The sequence below is a fragment of the Virgibacillus sp. CM-4 genome (assembly GCF_000445495.1).
GTDB lineage: Bacteria > Bacillota > Bacilli > Bacillales > Amphibacillaceae > Virgibacillus > Virgibacillus salexigens.
Genome location: NZ_AUQA01000007.1, coordinates 164,522 through 181,951 on the forward strand (window position 1 = coordinate 164,522; position 17,430 = coordinate 181,951).

Genomic DNA, 17,430 nt, shown 5'->3' on the forward strand with positions numbered 1-17,430 from the left:
GCGTATTTTTTTATTGTTTAGGACTGTATAAAATTCTATAATGGTGGACAACTAACCACGTAATCTAGCAGCGGGCCTAAAGGATGCAAGTCTTGCCGAGGTCGCGGTCGCCTAGAACGTGGAATTAGCCAGCCTTCCTTAATAAACCTGGCAAAAAAACTGTTGCAGAATCTAGATAGTTCTGCAACAGTGGTAATATCAATTTTATATTTTCTCTGTCTCTACTCCTTTCAAACGTACATATTTCCTTTGTAAGTAAAGCAGTCTCCCCAATAATGCAATGGCTCCACAAGTCAAGCCGGTTATAATACCGACCCAATATCCAAATGGTTCGAGAGCTGTGTAGTTTGCTAATAGCCATCCAACAGGAAGACCAATAATCCAATAGGAAATCAAGGCCATTATTAGGGTTATATTGACATCTTTATATCCACGAAGCGCCCCTTGTATAGGAGCTCCAAAGGCGTCAGCCAACTGAAAGAATATCGCATAAAATAAGAATTGCTTGGTTAATTCAATTACTTCGGGGTTTGAGTTATATAAGGCAGCAACCCAATCTCTGGTAATGTATATTACAAACCCTGCAAATAATGCAATAAAAATCCCGCCACTAATTCCGATATAGCCATAGGTTCTTGCGTCCTTAAAACGTTTCGCTCCAATCTCAAAACCAATTGCTATCGTTAGAGCCATACCAACACTAAGCGGGATCATATATAGTAAAGAAGCGAAATTAATGGCTGCTTGATGCGCAGCGATCGTATAGGTACTGTATACACTCATAAAAAGCGTTACGGCTGAAAAAATACTCGTTTCAAAAAACATAGCAAAACCAATCGGAATTCCAATCTTTAATTGATCCCACCATACAGCAATAGAGGGTCTAACCCAATTGGTTAAAATGGAAAATCTGCGAAATGGGTGGATATGGTAGATAACAATTAATGATATGATACCTACTAACCAATACGTTACGGATGTTGCTATACCAGCTCCAATCCCACCGTAGGCAGGGACACCAAACTTGCCAAAAATAAAGATATAATTAAAAAATAAATTTAAAGGTAACGATAGTAAAATGATGAACATCGAGATACGTGTTTGACCAAGTGCGTCAATAAAACAGCGAATGGTATTAAAAATAAATAACGGGATAATCCCTGTTCCTAGTGCAATTAGATAATATTTAGCTGTACGTTGTACACCACTTTCTAAATCCATCATGTTCAATATCGGGTTTAGCAGTATCCCGCCAATGATACATACGATAACTGCGAGTATGGTAGACAAGTAAATCGCCTGTTGAACTTTATGAGAAACTTGGTTATTTGAATTCGCACCAATTAGTTGAGCAATAATTGGAGTGATGGCTAATAAGATCCCATTAATTCCTGTAAATATGGGGACCCAAAGGCTAGAGCCAATTGCTACTCCTGCAAGATCTATTGCACCAGCGCGACCTGACATGACAGTATCAAATATGTTCATTAAATACATACTTACTTGGGTAATGAGTATCGGGATTAAAATAATACCAAATAGCTTAAATTTTTCTTTGATGGTTGTTGTTGGATACATAATTCTCTTCCTTTTTCGAGTATTTTCTAATAGGATAGAAGAGGAACAAAAATATTATACCGTTTTATGAAGCAGTTTGAAAGAAGGGACGTTAACATCATATGAATAAAAAAAGGATACTGTTTACAGGTGGAGGGACAGCAGGCCATGTAATTGTAAATTTAGCGCTAATCCCATACTACCAAGAACAGGGATGGGAAATTGATTATATAGGATCTAAAGAAGGTATCGAACGGAATTTGGTTAGCGAGCTAGATGAAGTCACATACCATCCGATTTCTACGGGAAAATTGAGAAGGTATATATCGAAGGAAAATATAAAAGATCCATTTAAAGTATTAAAAGGTACTTTACAAGCAATAAATATCTTAAGGAAACGGAAACCATCTGTAATATTTTCTAAAGGTGGATTTGTATCTGTTCCTGTCATGCTGGCAGCTAAACTAACCGGTGTTCCAGCAGTGGTACATGAATCTGATTATACACCGGGCTTAGCCAATAAAATTGCCATGCCATTTGCACAAAAAGTATTAGCAACATTTCCAGAGACCCTTTCGTACCTTCCGGAGAAAAAATCTGAATACGTTGGTGCAGTCATACGTGATGAATTATTTCAAGGCAGTAGACAAAATGGTCTGGATATAACGGGCTTATCAGGTGAAAAACCGGTACTTTTGATTATGGGAGGCAGTGGCGGCTCTGAAAAAATAAACGAAACCGTTCGAAATTGTCTTCCGCAATTACTACCATTTTTACAAATCATTCATATTTGTGGTCATAGTAAAATGGATACAGCAATTAACGAACCAGGTTATAGGCAATTTGAATACATTAATGAGGAATTAAAAGATATGTTCGCTGCAAGTGATTTTGTGCTTTCTAGGGCTGGTTCAAATGCTATCTTTGAATTTTTAGCTTTACAGTTGCCAATGCTGTTAATTCCATTATCTCGTCAGGCTAGTCGTGGTGATCAGATTATTAATGCAAAATCATTTGCAGAGCGGCGTTATGCCAGAGTTTTAGAAGAGGAAGCCTTAACAGATGAGGCACTAATAGAAGAAATCAAGCAATTAACAAAATCAGCGCCAGTAATGGTTGATGCAATGAAACAATATAAAACAGAAAAAGCCAAGGATCGTGTAATCGAAATCATATCCGAGGTAAGAAAATAATAAAAAGGCATGATAAATAAATTACAAAGGGAGCTTGTGGATAGCTCCCTTTATCTATGCAGCATCATCTAATCGTTCCGTATTCAACGATTTTTACATCTACCTTGTAATCCACGTCTATTTCAGGGTAGAGCTCATGCCATTGATCTCTTTTTAATTCCCCATTATTTTTATTGATTCGGTAAATTTCTCCGTATCCAAATGGATCTGCTTTCATTTTTTGTGTTTGTGTTAATAATTCTTCATACTGCTTTTTTACTTGTTTTTCAATTTGTTCTTCAAGTGTTGAAGTAACTTCTTCATTAGCTAAATCTAATTCTCGGGACAGCTCAAGTAAATTCATTTGGATGGTCACATCCGTTTGAAACTTAAGTTGTTTGGGATCGACTATTTTTGTATTCGTTCTTCCCTTGATAATCTTCCCATTTAATTGGATCGTCTCATTATCTTGACCAGAAAGAAAGTTTTGTAAATACTTTTCAAGCGGTTTTGCATCTACCCCAATATCAAACGGGGTAGAATGAATGGTTTTTAAAAACATATTAATTAATATTGCTTGATCTAGCGAAAGCTTCCCAACATAAACATCATCTTTGAACATGGCCATTGATGACAATGCTGGCGTCCCTTCTGCAGAACTAATAAGAGGTAGTACGGGATCTTGCCCCTTTTCAAAAAAGGCATGTGTAAAATCATATAGTTCTGGCTTTGGAATACTGTCATTCTCAATTTTCTGTTTGATTAACCCACTCATAAATAAGCCGACATTTATATTGGTTGCCTGCTGTCCTTGGGTAATAATTTCCTTTGCAGAAGAATCAGTAATTGCTAACAGTACCCTATCCGATGTGCGTGCATCACGCACTAGGGTATTTAAGTATGAAATGATTCCCTTTTCTGCTACATCTTTACCATATAATTCCAAACGTATTTGCCCTGGTGTTAATGTAAAACTGGTTTTGGTGTTTGCGTCATATCTAGCCTCTTTAATTGTTTTCCCTGAGCCGGAAGCAATCTTGGAAATGTCTGGACTTTGTGTATCAAATTGAAACATTACGAGTGTCGTATCAATTAATCCTTCAGCCAGTAAATCAATACCTCTAGCATTTATAATCGCTAATCTTTCTATTGGTTTCGTTTCCAGACAACCACTTAATAGAAGAATAGGAATAAAGCAGAGCAGCATAATGAGCTTATTTTTCATGATTAACAGCTCCTTTATTTTGAAAGATCCGCTTTTTTACGTAGACCAGAATAAGTAAAAGGAAGGGATAAATATATATAATCCAGAAACCAAGTTTGGCTGAAAAGTTAATTAACGCTTGAATAACATAATGTTCTTTTGTAAATATACTAGCGATTGCTAATAACGAAACAAGTACATATAAGGTAGTTTTTTGTGGGATTTTATAAAGTCGTTTTATCCCATAGATGACTGCCCAGCTACATAATATCATGTTAGGGAGAGTGACCATCATCCACTCTGCAACAACAATATAATCAAATCGTTCTACAAAAGAGAAGGATTGAATCTTATATAGACCAAGTACTGACCATTCTCTAGCTTTTATTTCTTCTGGTGTAAAGAAACCAGTTACAACCACTGTCGCTGCCATTACAAGTAAAGCCGACCATAAAGCTCCTAAATAAACCGGGAGCTTTACTGATTTCTTATTTTGGACAAAGGGATAAAGTAAAAATAGAAGCTCAATGCCGCTAAATGTATAGGCTGTTTGTCGAGCCCCTTCTAACAGCTCCGTTAACGATGATTGAAACATTGGTTGGAAATGCGACCAATCCATTTCCCAAATGGGTTGGGCAAGTAACAATACCAACCAGTGGGATAGGATGAAAAACAAGAAGCAGACACCAATAATTACTCTAATTCCACCGATTGTACTGTATAAGATCAAAGCAACCAATAAAATAGCCATAAAAAAGTTATTAAGATCAGGAAAAATAAAAATAGTAACTACCTCAATATAGGTAATTAATACCGTAAATAAATTTAGAACGAAATAGGCGATATAGATCGTACCTAATAATTTGCCTATCCAATTCCCAAAAATGTCAATTTGAATACCAAAAATGTCTGCATTGTCATACGGTTTTAAAATCAGGAACATCACTGAAAGCAGAAGAACAATATATAAAAATGCAAGGATGACAGATATCCAGGCATCACGGCCAGAGGCTTCAAATATGATTCGTGGCACTCCCATAATGCCTACACCAATTTGAATGGATACGATAACAAAAAACAGGTAAAAGGATCTTATCTGTAAATTTGGTTTGATATTCAGATTAATCTCCACATTTTCACCTACTCATCTATGTCTTTCTTCTTTCTCGCCTTATCTTTGTCAAATCGGTACAGGTCTCTTAAGCGAAAGGAAACAAATCGTTTCGTTTGCATATTGTATGGAAGTCGGAATAAGGTCTTATTTAGATCCTGCCAATTGAATGGGTAGACAGGAGATAAATATGGTCTTCCCAATGAAGTTAATTTAAGCAAATGTATAATTAAAAAACAAATTCCAAACATAATTCCGATTAATCCTAGGACACCTCCAAGAATGATCATCGGAAAACGTAATACGCGTATGGTTGTACCCATTAAGTAACTAGGTGCTGTAAAGGAAGCTAGTGCGCTTAATGTAACCAAAATAATTAACGTATTGCTAGTAAGTCCTGCCTGTACAGCAGCAGTACCAACGACAACACCTCCGACTATACCCATGGTTTGACCTACTTTGGTAGGTAATCTTGCGCCGGCCTCTCGTAGTAATTCGATCAATAGCTCTAACAGCATTGCTTCAAAAATTGGAGGAAACGGAACATTTGCACGTGATTGACCAAGGGTGATGAGCAAGGGCATCGGGATGATCTCATAATGATAGGTAACCACCGCTACATACATAGGCGTCAACAAAACGGATATAACCATTGCTATGAAACGAAGAATACGAAAAAAAGATCCAATGTTCCATCGCATATATAAATCTTCCGTTGATTCCAAAAAGCTAAATAACGTAATGGGTGCGATAATACCAGTAGGACTATTTTCAACAAGTACACCAACTCGTCCTTTGGAAATGGAATAGGAAAAGCGATCAGGTAATTCCGTCTCATAAAACTGTGGAAAGATGCTAGATGAAGAGTCTTCAATTAGTTGGATCAAAACGGAACTGTCTTCAATTTCATCCACTTCCAATTCAACTAGACGCTGGCGCATCGTATTGATGTCATCCTGATTTGCGACGGATTTTAAATACGCTAATCGTAGTTCTTTAGGAGACTGTTCACCGACGATAATCTTTTCTAATACCAGGTCGTTTGATAATATCCCTTTTCTCGTAAGATTCATATTGGTAGCGAGTGATTCTGTAAAGGCAACCTGTGGACCAAGAACTAGTGACTCTGTTTCAGCCTTTGAAAGGTCTCTTTTTTCCTCTTTCTTTAATGGATAGGAGACTATTTCTTTTTCATTTTCAATATAAATGAAGACTTCTCCCATTAGGATTCCTTTTAATATGTCATCCATTGTCTTAGCTTTTTTTCCAGAACTGAGCGGAATTTGATTGAGAAGTTTCGTATTATCCCAGGATTGTTTACTATCTAATAAAGGCTTAAGCAGAGATGCTTCGACTTTATTCGTATCTATTAAATAGGTAACATAAAAAACAGCAAGCTGCTGATTTTGATGTTGGTAGATGGTATAGTTTAAGTCTGAATTGTGATCAAATTTGGTTTGTAATTGCCTTTTAAGATCTTCTAGATTTGTTGGAAAGATAGAGTTATCATTGCTTTTTTTTCTTGCTTTTCTCATACATACCATCCCATTCGTACGGTTTATATAAGTTAGTATGTCTGCAAGCGAGAGATATTATGTTAGAAAAGTGTTGACGCGTCATTAAAATTAATTTCAAAATTTGCAAAAAACATGTTGACTAAAAATTTTCTTAATACTATAATAATTGAGAATCAAAAAAGAGGAGGTCACGTATCATGCGAAAACAAATTACCCAGCAATCATTATTAACCAATTCTATATTCTCTGTGACCTCAAGCGGAAGAATGTAATATTCTTAGATTGTTTATCCGTATCGTTAAAAGGTCACCTATGTCTGTGACTTTTTTTATGGGTAAGTTGTCTATGTAACCATTACTTATCTCAATAAAACACGCATTCGTCATGGACGGATGTGTGTTTTTTTATGGGTGAATGATCCGACATGTTTGAGTAGGACAGAGAATATCAGCGGAAGAATTTTTTATGTAAAAGAAAAAAGAGAAGAAGGTGTAGGGAATGTTTGAGGTATTTATCAAGTTAACTTGGTTTTTTAAACATTATTGGAAACGATACCTCTTTGCAATTTTAGCTTTAATTATTGCAAGTGCGATTGGTTTAATACCACCTAAATTGGCAGGTTATACAATTGATCATATTCAATTTGAGACATTAACTTCCCAGTTATTAATGGCGATTATCGTTGGTTATCTCGTATTAATTATTGTTCACTATGCTATTTCCTATTTATGGGATTATACATTGTTTAGTGGTGCAGTCATTTTAGAAAGATGGATGAGAAGTAAATTGATGGATCATTTCTTAAGGATGACGCCAACATTCTTTGGTAAATATCGTACAGGTGATTTGATGGCACGTAGTACCAATGATTTAAAGGCGGTTAGTTTAACAGCTGGTTTTGGCGTACTTACGCTCGTTGATTCGAGTATATTTATGTTAATGATTGTAGCAATGATGGGATTCACCATTAGCTGGAAGTTAACGTTAGCTGCTTTAATCCCATTACCAATAATGGCAATCGTAATGAATAAATATGGTTCAGCCATTCATAATCGATTTACAAAAGCGCAAGCGGCTTTTGGGGAAATGAATAATGACGTGCTCGAATCGATTCGGGGAGTAAGAGTAATACGAGCTTTTGTTCAGGAGAAGCAGGATGCAAAACGTTTTCATGCGATGACAATGGATGTATACGAAAAAAACATAGAAGTAGCTAAAATAGATGCTTTATTTGAACCTACAATGAAAATATTAGTAGGACTGTCTTATACAATTGGACTGGGCTATGGAGCTTTTCTTGTTTTCGATAATATTTTAACACTTGGGGATTTAGTAACATTTAACGTCTATTTAGGCATGCTTATTTGGCCAATGTTTGCTGTTGGCGAATTAATTAATATATTGCAACGTGGGAATGCTTCCTTAGATCGTATTAGTCATACGCTTGATTATCAATCTGATATTCAACAGCCAGCACATCCTATTCATGTACCAGACGTTATGACGGTGCAATATAACTCGGTATCCTTTGCTTATCCCTCGACGGAGAGAAAGCAATTAAAGAATATCTCATTAACGATAAATAAAGGGCAAACAATTGGGATAGTAGGAAAAACAGGTGCTGGAAAAACAACGCTATTTAAGTTATTACTACGCCAATATGCTGGGGTAGAAGGGAAAATAACAATATCTGATAAGAATATAGAGGATCTTTCCTTAGAAACAATTCGTTCTTGGATTGGATATGTTCCTCAAGATCAGGTCATGTTTTCTAAGTCTATCCGTGAGAACATTCAATTTGGAAAAGAGGCTGCAACAGATCAGGAAATATATCGAGTAATGGAATTAGCCCATTTTCTTAATGATATGAAGCAGTTGCCGAATGGCTTAGATACACAAGTCGGAGAAAGCGGTGTTACATTATCTGGCGGACAAAAACAACGCGTGGCTTTAGCGCGAGCCTTTATTAAAGATCCTGAGATATTAATATTAGATGATTCGCTATCTGCCGTAGACGGTAAGACAGAAGCAAAAATAATTGAGCATTTACGGCAAGAAAGGCAAAATAAAACAACTTTAATTGCAGCTCATCGTCTTTCCGCAGTGACACATGCTGACCATATTATTGTATTGGAAGATGGAAAAATTATTGAAAAAGGAACACACGATCAATTAATTCTTAATAATGGGTGGTATCAAAAACAATATCAACAACAACAATTAGCAGACAAAGAGGTGACCAATTCATGTCAACAGAGAAAAGGTTAGTCGCGTACGCATGGCAATTTAAAAAAGGAATTATTATTGGTCTCATTTGTTTAATTATTGCTGTTTCATTAGAATTAGCAGGTCCATTAATTGCTAAAAAAGTAATCGATGATCATATCCTTGGTGTCGAAGGCATTTGGCAACAGGTCGAATCAAATGATGACCGAAACACAGTCACTTATAAAGGGGATTACTATAAACGAAGTGATCGGTTAGAAGAGGAAGATAAGGCAATTGAGGGAGCATCAACCGTTTTAGGAATTGGTTCCAGTTATTATTTCGTTGATAAAGAAGTGACTTTACAGGGCAAACGGACGATCAATGGAAATTCCATAACGATTACAACTGGAAGTCAACAAATGGAGGTAATGGGAGATAAGTTATCGCTTTCTGAGATATATCCCTTTTTTAAACCTGAGCAAAGACCGATCCTATATTTATTAGGATTATATATGCTGTTGCTAATTATTGCTGGTTTCTTTCAGTTTTATCAGACCTTTTTATTACAGCAAGCATCCAATCATATTGTTAAAAAAATGAGAAATGATTTATTTACGCATATTCAAGGGATTCCGATTAATTATTATGTTGATCAGCCGGCAGGGAAAATAGTTGCCCGTATTACCAATGATACCGAGGCTATTCGAGATTTATATGAACGTGTTTTATCTATTGTCGTTACAAGTGTTATTTATATGGGTGGAATTTTTATAGCCTTGTTTATCTTGGATGTGAAATTAGCAGCATTATGTTTACTTATTATTCCTTTACTATATGGTTGGATGAAACTTTATAAACATTATGGGACAAAATATAATACTGTTATTAGATCAACCATAAGTGAAATAAATGGAAATATAAATGAAGCGATTCAAGGGATGTCAATTATTCAAGCTTTCCGGAGGGAAAAGAAAACAAAAGAGGATTTTGAGGTGTTAAACAACCGTCATTTTACGTTTCAGCGGAAGTTAGTCAAGTTAAGTGCGTTAACATCTTATAATCTGGTTACAGTTTTCCGTAATTTGGCATTTGTAGGCTTTATTTGGTATTTTGGTTCTTTTTCTTTAGAGCCAACTAGTGTGATATCAATTGGATTGTTGTACGCTTTTGTTGATTACCTTAACCGATTGTTTGAACCAGTTACAGATATCGTAAACCAGTTACCATTAATTGAACAAGCGAGAGTAGCGGGAAACCGTGTGTTTGAATTAATGGACTATAAAGGTGAAGCCGTTATTGATAAACCAGTCAAACGATATCGCGGGCATGTACATTTTGATCAGGTTTCCTTTGCTTATAATGACAAGGACTATGTATTGAATGAACTTTCCTTTGAAATAAAGCCAGGGCAAACTGCTGCATTTGTTGGTCATACTGGATCCGGCAAAAGCTCGATCATGAATTTGTTGTTTCGGTTTTATGATCCACAGACAGGAAAAATCACAATTGATGGTATCTCTACACAAGAGTGGTCAAGGCAACAAGTTAGAAGTCATATGGGGATTGTTTTACAGGATCCATTCTTATTTTCGGGTACGATTACCTCCAATGTGACTATGAATGATCCAACAATCACCAAAGAAACAGCGATAAAAGCGTTAAAAGCAGTAGGTGCCGACCGCTTTATTGAAAAATTACCGAATCAATATGAGGAAAAAGTTACTGAAGGAGGAACAACTTTTTCGTTAGGAGAAAGACAACTTATATCGTTTGCACGAGCTCTTGCTTTCGATCCTGCTATTTTAATTTTAGATGAAGCGACAGCAAATATAGATACAGAAACCGAGATGGTTATCCAACAGGCTTTAGAAGTATTAAAAGCAGGTAGAACAACATTAGTTATTGCCCATCGATTATCAACGATCCAGCAAGCTGATATTATTTTTGTATTAGATCATGGTAAAATTATGGAAAAAGGAAATCATAACGAATTAATGAAAGAAACTGGATATTATTATCAAATGTATCAGATGCAGCAAGGATTAAAAGCAAATTCTGCTGTCTAACGTCAATCAAATTTGGGGTGAATGATGAGCTCTAAAGATAAGCGGAAACGGGATATAATAGATGAAGATTTGTATGAAGAAATTGATGATGAAACGTTATTTGAATTAGTTGAGCAAGAAAGACAGCAAGCGTTAGCAAGAGAAAAAGAAGAAGAAAAACAAAAAAGACCCAAACGTCCATTTCCTAAATGGGCGTTTTGGTTAATCGCGTCAGTTCTATTATTAAATGTGATTGCAATAATCCCGCGTACTTTTTCAATTCCAGCCATTGATTTCTTAATTACTTCAGCACAGTTATCTCAAGAAGAGGATATCAAAACGTATCAGCAGGCCGTAGTTACCGTTGAAACTGGAGATTCAAAAGGAACGGGCTTTTCTATTTCGTCAGATGGGTTGATTCTGACAAATTACCATGTGGTGGAGGAAGCAAGCGAAATCATCGTTGCTTTTCCTAATGACAAACTTTATCCGGCTCATGTTAAGGAGATTCACCCATCCATTGATTTAGCAATATTGGATATTGATTCTGAAAATATGCCATATTTACAGTTAGCGAAAAATGCAGATATTCAAAAAAATGATGCTATCCAGTTTATTGGTAACCCACTTCAGTTTCATGGAATAGCTAATGAAGGAACCGTTATTGGTGAAACACAACTTCCTTCTTGGGATCGTAAGGTTATTATGCTTGATGCTCCTGTATACAGAGGAAATAGCGGTAGTCCAGTAATAAATAACAACGGAAAGGTAATAGGCATCATTTTTGCTACTTTAGACCATAAAAGCCATGGAAAAGTGGGATTATTTTATTCAATTGATTATTATTATGATTATCAAAGGTAAGGGCTGTTTGGAAGGAACAAAAAAAGGGTATGAGATCAGTAAACATTGAAGGAGGAAAATGAAATGTTCTTTACATCTGATTTGAAAGCCTACAATATTCATGCATCAGATGGAGAAATGGGGAAAGTCAAGGATTTGTATTTTGACGATCAAAAATGGACGATACGATATGCGGTTATAGATTCAAGAAAGTGGCTCCTAGGCAGGCGCGTGCTTATTTCTCTAACTTCCTTCCGAACGCTTAATGAAAGGGAAGAACTTGTAGAGGTAGAATTAGATAAAGATACCATTCGAAATAGTCCTACAATACCTGAAGAACATGCAATTACAAAAGATGTAGAAAATTCGCTCATTAGTTATTATGGTTGGGCAAGATATTGGACAGGAAATATGATTTGGGGAAACATAGATGAACCTTTTACCTCCCCTCGATCAAATGAGCAATCCGAAATACAAGAACAACGTTTACATGACATGCAGGCGTATGATTTGCGAAGCGAAGATGAAACATTAGGATATAAAGTACACGCGAATGATGGAAAGATTGGAACGGTTATCGATATGGTATTCGATACAGAGTATTGGAAACTAAGATATATGGTAGTACAAGATAGCGATACGTATACAGAAGAAGCTTACTTGATTTATCCAATTGATAAGATTGAAACAGTGGATTGGTTTGAAGAAGATATTTATTTAAACGAGACATTAGCAGAAGCCAAGACAAATGCCGTATATAAATCGAAAGCTACTATATTGCCAAATTTATAAAATGTAATATCAGAAGGACTACGGTAGAGACAATCTACCGTAGTCCTTTTTTCTAAAATTAATTCTTTGATTTTGGATTTACATCCTTATCTTTTTTACTAATGTGAATGGTTGGATTTTTAAACTCTCTAGATGATTTAAGATCATGATTGGATGCTTTGATAAACGACCATGACAATAGGAACATGATGAATATGAGTGGAAAACCTGCAACGATGCTTGCTGTTTGTAATGCCTCAAGATCTCCGATAAACATTAGAACAAGCGGTAACAGACATAAAGTGAATGCCCAGAATAAACGATTCCATCGCATTGGTTCACCTTTCATTTGTTTTTGCACCACAGAGGCTAAGATATAAGAAGAAGAATCAAAGGTTGTTGCTAAAAATAGAACAGCTAATATGGTAAATGCGCCCACAACAACTTTTGCCATAGGAAGTTGATGGAGGATTGCTATGATAGCAGCTGGTGCTCCGTTTTCATTCATAAACCCGATGATATCAAATGTGCCAGAAAGTTGAAGGTAAAGTCCAAAGTTACCAAGAATCCCAAAGAATAAAATGCAGCCCAACGTACCATATATCATCGTACCAAGAATCATCTCACGAATTGTTCTGCCTCGGGAAATACGTGCAACAAATAAACCAACGAATGGTGCGTATACAACCCACCATGCCCAGTAGAAAACCGTCCATGATTCTGGGAATCCAGTTTCCGAAAATCCGGCCAAGTCTCTAAATGGCTCTAACCATGTAGCCATGCGGAAGAAATTATCTGCAAGAATACCAATACTAGAAAATGTCGTTTCACTAATAAATACAGTTGGTCCAAAGATAAATACAAAAGCCATTAATAGAATCGTTAACCAAATACAAACATCACTTAATACCTTAATTCCTCTACGTAACCCAGAATAGGCACTGACGGCAAAGATTACGGTACATAACAACATGATGACTGCTTTTAAGCCTAATGTAACTGGTATACCGGTTAGGTCATGGATTCCTTCTGCAATCATAGGCGTTCCTAATGCTAACGTTGTTCCAGCACCACCCATAAGACCGAACATAAACAATATATCAATGATATTGCCTACGGGGCCATCAACATACTTTCCTAATACTGGTCGGACAGCTTCGCTAATTTTCAAAACAGGCTTTTTTCGTACATAGTAAAAGTATGCGATAGGGAGAGCAGGTAAAGTATAGATGGCCCAAGCAATCGGCCCCCAATGAAAAATTCCATACGTAGATGCCCATTGAATAGCTTCATTTGATTTAGGTTCTACTCCAAATGGCGGCCCTTGATAGTAATAAGCCCATTCAATCATTCCCCAATAAAGGATACTAGAGCCGATCCCAGCAGCAAATAGCATTGCTGCCCATGAGAACGTATTAAATTCTTTTTTGTCATCTTTATTCCCTAATTTGATTCGTCCATTCTTACTAAATGCAACAAATACAAGAAACAGAAAACATCCAAGCCCTAATATTAAATATAGAATTCCAAAATTACCAGTCATGAAAGAATTGGCTAGATTAATTACTTCAGCCCCAGCTTCTGGAAAGAAAATCAGAGGCAGAGAAACACCTAATAATATAAATAAGGCCCCTAAGAAGGTTGGCCAATCGATTAGTTTAAAATTCATATAGTAATCAAACACCTTTCCTATCATAAATATAAAATTTTCCGATTTAAAGGACTTTATTATCTTAGCAAACCAAACTAGCCCACACAAACATCAAATAACTTATAAACTTTATAAATTTTATTATTTATAAAGTTTATAATGGTTGAGTTAGCTCATTCTCTCATATGCTCCCATATTCTAGTTGAATTGATATTTTTTATTTTTGTACATGCATGTTACAGTTTCTACGTAAAACAAAGATTGATATGTCGTCACGATGATGAAGTAATAAATTTCTTGTTGAGAAAAATCCTAACGGTTACTGAGCTGGTTCCCTTTACTTCCATTTTATCCAGTAGGTAAAGAGAGACAATCAGATAGTAGTACATTAACGAAATAGAGGAACAAAATGAGATTCTGATGGAAATCAATTTATTTTTTGGAAGTGGCGAAGTAGTCGAACATATGCATCAGAATAGATAGGAGGAAGAAGAATGAATAATCGAAAAGTTATATTATCTTGTGCAATAACAGGTGCTGGCGAGACAGCTGAAAAAAGCCCGCATGTACCGGTAACGCCAAAAGAAATTGCAGATTCAGCAATTAAAGCAGCTAAGGCAGGTGCGACCATTGCACATATCCATGTACGTGATCCAGAAACGAAAAAATTGAGTCATGATGTTCAATTATTTCAAGAAGTTGTAGAGCGAATTCGTGCGTCTGAAACAGATGTTATTATAAATATTACTGCCGGTGGTGGTGGCGATTGGATACCTAGTGATGCAGACCCAACAAAAGGGGGACTAGGAACGGATATTCAAACACCAGAGGAACGTCATGAACCAGTTGGTTTGTTACTTCCTGAAATATGTACCTTAGATTGTGGTAGTGTGAACTTTGGTGATCAAATTTACATTAGTCCGGCAAATTGGTTACGTAAGCAGGCTCAGCTAATAAAAGATAGTGGTGTTAAACCAGAACTTGAATGTTTTGATACGGGTCATATACGGTTTGCAAATCAATTAATGAAAGAAGGGTTAATTGAAGGGGATCCTTTATATCAATTCTGTCTTGGGATTCCTTGGGGAGCAGATGCTGATGCTGAAACAATTGCCTACATGAAAAGTCGTTTACCTGAAAATGGAAAATGGGCTGCTTTTGGGATCGGAAGAATGCAACTACCGATGGTTGCTGAATCTGTTATCCAAGGAGGAAATGCACGTGTTGGTCTAGAGGATAACTTGTATATAAAGAAAGGTCAGCTTGCTACGAACGAAGAACTCGTAGATAAAGCAGTAGAAACGATTCATGGTTTAGGTCATGAAGTAATGAGTCCCGTGGAAGCGCGTAATTATTTAAATTTAAGAAATCCACATGAAAGAGGAGAATAATCAGAGATGTCAGTACAAACTTCAAATACAACAACAAAGATAAAAAATATAACCGTCGTCGGGACTGGTGTCATAGGGAATGGATGGATAACTAGATTCTTAGCAAATGGCTATCATGTAACTGCTAGTGATTTAGATCCTAAAGCAGAAGCACGCACACGCGAAGCTGTTTCAAGGGCATGGCCAGCCATGAAAAAAAAGGGGCTAACAAATGGAGCTTCTTTAGATAATTTATCTTTCGAAAGTGATCTGGGAAAAGCTGTTTCAAATGCTAACTTTGTTCAAGAAAATGTTCCTGAAAGAGAAGAACTAAAGCGTCAGGTTATAGCAGAAATTGACAAATATGCACCAGAAGAAACAATTATTGCATCTAGTACTTCAGGTATTCTTCCAAGTACATTGCAAGCTGATTGTAGCCTTTATCCAGAAAGAGTAATTGTTGCACACCCATTTAATCCAGTTTATCTAATGCCTTTAGTTGAACTTGTAGGTGGACAAAAAACGTCTTCTTCTTCAATTAATGTCGCTAAAAGTGTCTATGATGGTATGGAAATGAAGCCACTCGTTATTCGAACAGAAATCGAAGGACATGTGGCTGACCGATTAATGGAAGCTATCTGGAGAGAGGCATTGCACATTGTTAATGATGGAGTAGCAACGACTGATGAAGTAGATGCGTCCATTGTATATGGGCCAGGATTACGCTGGGCATTAATGGGTCCTTTCATGACCTTGCATATGGGTGGAGGTAAACAAGGAATGGCACATTTACTCGAGCAATTTGGTCCAGCTCTTAAACTTCCATGGACAAAATTAGAAGCTCCAGAATTAACTGAGGAGCTCTCTGAAAAAGTTATTAGTGGTTGTGAACAACAAACTGCAGGAACAACGATGGAAGAATTAGAAGAACGACGTGATCAGTTTTTAATTGAACTGCAGGATTTAGTAAAGAAATATTGGCCAGCAGCAACGATTAAAGGCGAATTATAGAAAGAGGGTTTGGAAGTGACGTCAAAAGTAATTTTAGAAGATCGGGTAAGAAAAGAATGGATTGACTATAATGGGCATATGAACGATGCAGAGTATGGGCGTGTATTTAGCTGGGCTGTCGATCGATTAATGAAGCTTGCAGGTATTGATGATTCCTTTCGTGAAACAGAACAATACACCATGTACACATTAGAAACACATATCTGTTATTTAGCAGAAATGGAGTATAATGAGCCACTCGAAGTACATGTACAATTGCTGGATTATGATGCAAAACGTATACATGTTTTCTTTGAATTAATGGGGTTGAATGGGAAACGAGCCGCTTCGAGTGAACAAATGTTAATGGGTATGAATCAAGCGACTGGTAAACCGTCACCTTTTCCTGATCAAATATTGTCAAAAGTTAAAGAACTTGCTTCTATGTATACACCGGCTGAAAAGCCGAAAGAAGCTGGAAGGGTAATAGGAATAAGGAAAAAATAAATAATACGTTGTTTCATCAAAGCTGTCGAGACACTTCTCGACAGCTTCTTATATTTAAAGTATTTTATAAAATGATCGTTTCATTATATTCTTATTATTCATAAAATCATACAATATAAGCAAAAAGTCACAGGTAAAAATTGATTAAAGACATTGTAAAGAAATTATTACATAATAGGTGAAGAGAGTAATTATTATTTAAAGAAAATGTAACGGGTTTGTGGTAGCCACACGGTATTCGTTACGTTAAGATAAAATGACTTGTCATATGAAATTACGACAAGATACATCATAATATTCGTAGTGTAACAACCTTATTTTGGGGACTAGCCTCAAAACGTAATAAAAATTTAAAAAATGAACGGGTATATATAGCTTGTTAGAATGAATAATTAAACCTATTAAATGTGTAATAACGGGGAGCAATACCCGTAACGAGAATCAATTGCTTTAACTGAAATAAGTAGGGTTGAAAGAAAAAACC

Annotated in this window: 13 protein-coding genes; 8 read left to right on the top strand and 5 right to left on the bottom strand. The window is 36.2% G+C overall.

Going from position 1 to position 17,430, the window contains the following annotated elements:
- Positions 1-204: 204 nt before the first annotated feature.
- Positions 205-1,578, bottom strand: a complete 1,374-nt coding sequence (locus tag M948_RS39645; RefSeq protein WP_021292152.1) for an MATE family efflux transporter — start codon at positions 1,576-1,578, stop codon at positions 205-207.
- A gap of 101 nt (positions 1,579-1,679) precedes the next feature.
- On the opposite strand from M948_RS39645, the gene M948_RS39650 reads away from it, so the two are divergent.
- A complete protein-coding gene (locus M948_RS39650) occupies positions 1,680-2,750 on the top strand; it encodes an undecaprenyldiphospho-muramoylpentapeptide beta-N-acetylglucosaminyltransferase (protein ID WP_021292153.1) in 1,071 nt (356 codons plus the stop codon).
- 64 nt (positions 2,751-2,814) lie between these two features.
- Here the strand turns inward: M948_RS39650 and M948_RS39655 are convergent, their stop codons facing one another.
- From M948_RS39655 to M948_RS39665, 3 genes are read right to left on the bottom strand one after another with little or no spacing between them, the layout of a single operon-like run.
- Positions 2,815-3,954, bottom strand: a complete 1,140-nt coding sequence (locus tag M948_RS39655) for a Ger(x)C family spore germination protein (protein ID WP_021292154.1) — start codon at positions 3,952-3,954, stop codon at positions 2,815-2,817.
- Positions 3,944-5,065 carry a GerAB/ArcD/ProY family transporter gene (locus M948_RS39660; protein WP_021292155.1) on the bottom strand — a complete coding sequence of 374 codons (1,122 nt, stop codon included), beginning with the start codon at positions 5,063-5,065 and terminating at the stop codon, positions 3,944-3,946. Before M948_RS39660 ends, M948_RS39655 begins: the two co-directional genes overlap by 11 nt.
- A gap of 8 nt (positions 5,066-5,073) precedes the next feature.
- Positions 5,074-6,579 (bottom strand): spore germination protein, encoded by a 1,506-nt coding sequence (locus M948_RS39665; RefSeq protein WP_021292156.1) that lies wholly within the window; start codon positions 6,577-6,579, stop codon positions 5,074-5,076.
- Between the two features lie 480 nt (positions 6,580-7,059).
- On the opposite strand from M948_RS39665, the gene M948_RS39670 reads away from it, so the two are divergent.
- From M948_RS39670 to M948_RS39685, 4 genes are all read left to right on the top strand, one after another.
- The gene (locus tag M948_RS39670; protein WP_021292157.1) at positions 7,060-8,829 is read left to right on the top strand and encodes an ABC transporter ATP-binding protein; all 1,770 of its coding nucleotides are present in this window, start codon (positions 7,060-7,062) and stop codon (positions 8,827-8,829) included.
- The gene (locus M948_RS39675) at positions 8,808-10,835 is read left to right on the top strand and encodes an ABC transporter ATP-binding protein (protein ID WP_021292158.1); all 2,028 of its coding nucleotides are present in this window, start codon (positions 8,808-8,810) and stop codon (positions 10,833-10,835) included. Before M948_RS39670 ends, M948_RS39675 begins: the two co-directional genes overlap by 22 nt.
- Before the next feature lie 21 nt (positions 10,836-10,856).
- Complete coding sequence (locus tag M948_RS39680) at positions 10,857-11,678, top strand: S1C family serine protease (RefSeq protein ID WP_031335755.1); 822 nt, start codon at positions 10,857-10,859, stop codon at positions 11,676-11,678.
- Positions 11,679-11,741: 63 nt separating this feature from the next.
- Positions 11,742-12,449, top strand: a complete 708-nt coding sequence (locus tag M948_RS39685) for a PRC-barrel domain-containing protein (protein WP_021292160.1) — start codon at positions 11,742-11,744, stop codon at positions 12,447-12,449.
- Positions 12,450-12,507: 58 nt separating this feature from the next.
- Here the strand turns inward: M948_RS39685 and M948_RS39690 are convergent, their stop codons facing one another.
- Positions 12,508-14,097 carry a BCCT family transporter gene (locus M948_RS39690; RefSeq protein WP_021292161.1) on the bottom strand — a complete coding sequence of 530 codons (1,590 nt, stop codon included), beginning with the start codon at positions 14,095-14,097 and terminating at the stop codon, positions 12,508-12,510.
- 476 nt (positions 14,098-14,573) lie between these two features.
- Here M948_RS39690 and M948_RS39695 point away from each other — a divergent pair, with 476 nt between their 5' ends.
- From M948_RS39695 to M948_RS39705, 3 genes are read left to right on the top strand one after another with little or no spacing between them, the layout of a single operon-like run.
- Complete coding sequence (locus M948_RS39695) at positions 14,574-15,470, top strand: 3-keto-5-aminohexanoate cleavage protein (protein WP_021292162.1); 897 nt, start codon at positions 14,574-14,576, stop codon at positions 15,468-15,470.
- A 6-nt stretch (positions 15,471-15,476) separates the two neighbouring features.
- A complete protein-coding gene (locus M948_RS39700) occupies positions 15,477-16,460 on the top strand; it encodes a 3-hydroxyacyl-CoA dehydrogenase NAD-binding domain-containing protein (RefSeq protein ID WP_021292163.1) in 984 nt (327 codons plus the stop codon).
- 15 nt (positions 16,461-16,475) lie between these two features.
- Complete coding sequence (locus tag M948_RS39705) at positions 16,476-16,946, top strand: thioesterase family protein (RefSeq protein ID WP_021292164.1); 471 nt, start codon at positions 16,476-16,478, stop codon at positions 16,944-16,946.
- The last annotated feature ends 484 nt before the right edge of the window (positions 16,947-17,430 follow it).

Bases quoted from the DNA above. Each gene is read 5' to 3' on its own strand.
- M948_RS39695 (WP_021292162.1), top strand. From the start codon at position 14,574: ATGAATAATCGAAAAGTTATATTATCTTGTGCAATAACAGGTGCTGGC.
- M948_RS39700 (WP_021292163.1), top strand. From the start codon at position 15,477: ATGTCAGTACAAACTTCAAATACAACAACAAAGATAAAAAATATAACC.
- M948_RS39690 (WP_021292161.1), bottom strand. From the start codon at position 14,097: ATGAATTTTAAACTAATCGATTGGCCAACCTTCTTAGGGGCCTTATTT.
- M948_RS39665 (WP_021292156.1), bottom strand. From the start codon at position 6,579: ATGAGAAAAGCAAGAAAAAAAAGCAATGATAACTCTATCTTTCCAACA.
- M948_RS39675 (WP_021292158.1), top strand. From the start codon at position 8,808: ATGTCAACAGAGAAAAGGTTAGTCGCGTACGCATGGCAATTTAAAAAA.
- M948_RS39645 (WP_021292152.1), bottom strand. From the start codon at position 1,578: ATGTATCCAACAACAACCATCAAAGAAAAATTTAAGCTATTTGGTATT.
- M948_RS39680 (WP_031335755.1), top strand. From the start codon at position 10,857: ATGATGAGCTCTAAAGATAAGCGGAAACGGGATATAATAGATGAAGAT.
- M948_RS39655 (WP_021292154.1), bottom strand. From the start codon at position 3,954: ATGAAAAATAAGCTCATTATGCTGCTCTGCTTTATTCCTATTCTTCTA.
- M948_RS39650 (WP_021292153.1), top strand. From the start codon at position 1,680: ATGAATAAAAAAAGGATACTGTTTACAGGTGGAGGGACAGCAGGCCAT.
- M948_RS39685 (WP_021292160.1), top strand. From the start codon at position 11,742: ATGTTCTTTACATCTGATTTGAAAGCCTACAATATTCATGCATCAGAT.
- M948_RS39670 (WP_021292157.1), top strand. From the start codon at position 7,060: ATGTTTGAGGTATTTATCAAGTTAACTTGGTTTTTTAAACATTATTGG.